7 protein-coding genes are annotated in these 3,057 nt (G+C 69.5%); 3 read left to right on the top strand and 4 right to left on the bottom strand.

Annotation, left to right across the window (positions count from 1 at the left end):
- The 4 genes from rpsR to rpmB all read right to left on the bottom strand — a co-directional run.
- A partial coding sequence (rpsR, locus tag ACWEMY_RS29195; protein ID WP_452392600.1) for a 30S ribosomal protein S18 occupies nucleotides 1-235 on the bottom strand: 235 nt, incomplete at its 3' end.
- Nucleotides 236-245: 10 nt separating this feature from the next.
- Nucleotides 246-551, bottom strand: a complete 306-nt coding sequence (gene rpsN, locus ACWEMY_RS29190) for a 30S ribosomal protein S14 (protein ID WP_375930060.1) — start codon at nucleotides 549-551, stop codon at nucleotides 246-248.
- A 73-nt stretch (nucleotides 552-624) separates the two neighbouring features.
- The gene (rpmG, locus tag ACWEMY_RS29185) at nucleotides 625-795 is read right to left on the bottom strand and encodes a 50S ribosomal protein L33 (RefSeq protein WP_019049259.1); all 171 of its coding nucleotides are present in this window, start codon (nucleotides 793-795) and stop codon (nucleotides 625-627) included.
- Nucleotides 796-805: 10 nt separating this feature from the next.
- Nucleotides 806-1,042, bottom strand: coding sequence for a 50S ribosomal protein L28 (rpmB, locus tag ACWEMY_RS29180; RefSeq protein WP_019049258.1), 237 nt, complete (start codon nucleotides 1,040-1,042; stop codon nucleotides 806-808).
- 104 nt (nucleotides 1,043-1,146) lie between these two features.
- Between rpmB and mrf the strand changes: the two genes are divergently transcribed.
- The 3 genes from mrf to rpmF are packed head-to-tail and all read left to right on the top strand — an operon-like array spanning nucleotide 1,147 to nucleotide 2,891.
- On the top strand, nucleotides 1,147-2,451 hold the full coding sequence (gene mrf / locus ACWEMY_RS29175) for a ribosome hibernation factor-recruiting GTPase MRF (protein WP_452392599.1): 1,305 nt from the start codon (nucleotides 1,147-1,149) through the stop codon (nucleotides 2,449-2,451).
- Nucleotides 2,448-2,714, top strand: coding sequence for a type B 50S ribosomal protein L31 (locus tag ACWEMY_RS29170; protein WP_452392598.1), 267 nt, complete (start codon nucleotides 2,448-2,450; stop codon nucleotides 2,712-2,714). The genes mrf and ACWEMY_RS29170 overlap by 4 nt, the downstream gene beginning before the upstream one ends.
- A 3-nt stretch (nucleotides 2,715-2,717) precedes the next feature.
- Nucleotides 2,718-2,891, top strand: a complete 174-nt coding sequence (gene rpmF / locus ACWEMY_RS29165) for a 50S ribosomal protein L32 (RefSeq protein ID WP_278261369.1) — start codon at nucleotides 2,718-2,720, stop codon at nucleotides 2,889-2,891.
- Nucleotides 2,892-3,057 lie beyond the last annotated feature (166 nt).

The following is a 3,057-nucleotide window of genomic DNA, read 5'->3' as shown; positions in this document are numbered from 1 at the left end:
GCAGCGCCATCTCGCGCGCGTTCTTCACCGCGACGGCGACCTGCCGCTGCTGCTGCGGGGTCAGTCCGGTGACCCGGCGGCTGCGGATCTTGCCGCGGTCGGAGATGAAGGTGCGCAGCAGGTTGACGTCTTTGTAGTCGACGTATTCGATGCCCGCCGCGATCAGCGGGTTCTTCTTCGGCTTGCGGCCCTGCTCGGCGCGTGCCTTCTTGGACGGTGCTCGCTTCACTGCCATGGAATTTTCCTTACCAGCTCGATTTGTGGACCCCGGGGAGCTCGCCCCGGTGGGCCATCTCGCGCACACGGACACGGGAAAGGCCGAACTTCCGGAGATGGCCGCGTGGCCGTCCATCAGCAGCATCCCGATTGCGCAATCGTACCGGACTGGCATCGCGGGGCTGGGCGCGCAGTTCGGCCTGTGCGGCCGCGCGCTGCTGCTCGCTGGTGTCCGGCTTGCGGATGAGCTCCTTGAGCTCGGCCCGGCGCGCGGCGTAGCGCTCGACGATCGCGCGGCGCTGTTCGTTGCGGGCGATCTTGGACTTCTTCGCCATATCTATCGGCTCCCTTCACGGGCCTACATGGTTATGCTTCGCGGCCGCCTCCGGCCCTTGGGCTCAGGGAGCGTCAGCGCTCCTCGCGGAAGTCGACGTGCTTGCGCACGACGGGGTCGTATTTGCGCAGGACCAGGCGGTCGGGGTCGTTGCGCCGGTTCTTGCGGGTGACGTAGGTGTAGCCGGTGCCCGCGGTGGACTTCAGCTTCACGATCGGGCGGATATCGGTCGATTTCGAGGCCACGGATCAGCTCCTAGATCTTGTCGCCCCGGGCACGGATGCGGGCCACCACGGCCTCGATCCCGTCCCGGTCGATGGTCTTGATGCCCTTGGCGGAGACCGTCAGCGTGATGCGACGGCCCTCGCTGGGCAGGTAGTAGGTCTTGCGCTGGATGTTGGGGTTCCAGCGCCGGTTGGTGCGCCGGTGCGAGTGCGAGACGGCTTTCCCGAACCCGGGCTTGCGACCGGTGACCTGGCAGTGGGCCGACATGCGACCTCCCTCCATGGATATGACAACCATTTTCGACAACAGGTATTCCGCACTGTACCGTTGGCCCTCGGGTAAATGAAAATCGTTATCGAAAGGGGTATCGGGTGCTGGACCAGTCCGACCGGAGAACGCCCGTGGTGCTGCTGGCCGGCTTCTCCGGGCCCGCCATGAGCGGCGTCGAGCACATCGCGGCGACGCTGAGCCAGGACGCGGGCACCGTCGTGGTGCACCACGACCTCGCCGAACTGCGCGAAGGCGTGGTGCGGCGCACCGTGCGCACCGCGGGCAATGTCACGACCACCGTGCTCGAGCTGGCGCACGGCTGTGTGTCGTGCACGCTGCGCGCCGACCTGCTGCCGATGCTGTGCACGCTGGCCGCGCGCGAGCCGGTGCGCCGCATCGTGCTGGCGCTGGACCCGGCGATCGAGGCCGAGGCGCTGTGCCAGGCGATCGAGAACGTCGAGGTCACCGGGGTGGCCGATCGGGTCGACGGGCCCGCGAGCCGGAACGTGCGGATCGAGGCCGTGCTGACCTGCCTGGACGGGCAGCAGTGGCTGGGCGACGCGACCGGCGACGAGGCACTGGCCGATCGTGGGCTGGCGGCCGCCGACGACGAGCGCACGGTCGCCCAGGTCGCAGTCGGGCAGGTCGAGTTCGCCGACGCGCTGGTGGTGCTCTCGGCCGGGGTCGACGCGCTCGAGCGTGAGCGGCTGGGCGCGGTGCTGGAGCGGCTGGCACCGGCGGCGCCCACGGCCTGGCTCGACGAACTGCCGGGTTTCGACGCCGTGGAGATCGGCGCGCTGCTGACCCGCATGCCCGCCGATTCCCGGCGCGGCCGCGTGTTCGACGCGCACGCCCCGCTGCTGCGCGGGCAGCCACCGTTGACCACCGACTGTGGTGTCTCGCTCATCGAGTTCGCCGCGCGCAGGCCGTTCCATCCGGTGCGCCTGCACGACGCGCTCGATGTGCTCTTCGACGGTGTCGTCACCGCGCGCGGCCGGATCTGGCTGGCCACCCAGCCCGATCAGGTGGTCTGGCTGGAGTCCGCAGGCGGCGGACTGCGCGTGGGCAGTGCCGGGCGCTGGCTCGCCGCGATGGGTCCCGAGGAGCAGGCGCAGGCCGATCCGGACCGCCGTGCCATGGCCGCGCTGCGCTGGGACGACCGCTTCGGTGATCGCGATGTGTCGCTGGTGATCCTGGCCCACGACGTGGACCCCGCCGAGATCCGGCACGCCCTGCACTGGGCCCTGGTCGAGGACGACGAGCTGCTGCTGGTCGACCGCGCGCCGGAGCGAGTCGCGCTGTGGGAGGACCCCTTCGGCGACTGGCACGAAGACCCCTGCGCCGACCCCGCCGAGGCACCCGCCGCGGCGAGCGAGCGCACCAACCCCCGAGGAGAATCAGCATGAGAGCGGGCATCCACCCCGATTACCACCCGGTCGTGTTCGAGGACGCGAGCACCGGCAAGCAGTTCCTGACCAGGTCCACCGCGACCAGTGACCGCACCGTCGAGTGGGCCGACGGCAACACCTACCCGTTGCTGATGGTCGACGTGACCTCGGATTCGCACCCGTTCTGGACGGGCACCCATCGCAATCTCGACACCCAGGGCCGGGTGGAGAAGTTCGAGCGCAAGTACGGCAAGCGCGCCCGCGCGGGCAAGGAGGGCTGAGTCGTGGCGGTTCCCAAGCGCAGGATGTCGCGCTCGAACACCCGCAGCAGGCGTTCGCAGTGGAAGGCGGCGGTGCCGCAACTGGTTCCGGTGACCGTGGCGGGCGTGGAATACCGCGTGCCACGACGTATCGTCAACGCTGTGCGACGTGGCTTGATCGACCCTTCGCGGATCTGAGGGACGCGCCGCGCGGGAGTCGGGCGACCGACACCACAACGGCCTGCCGGGAAGGTGATACCTGGCAGGCCGTTGCGTATCCGGCTCAGCGACAACGGTTTGCGGCCCGCCTCGCGTCCGAGGGGCGAGACGTAACGGCGAAGCCGAAGTATCGCCCCTCGGACGC

It is taken from the genome of Nocardia sp. NPDC004415, assembly GCF_053602435.1.
Note: the sequence above shows the minus strand (reverse complement) of the source record. Positions and strands in the feature narration are given on the sequence as shown.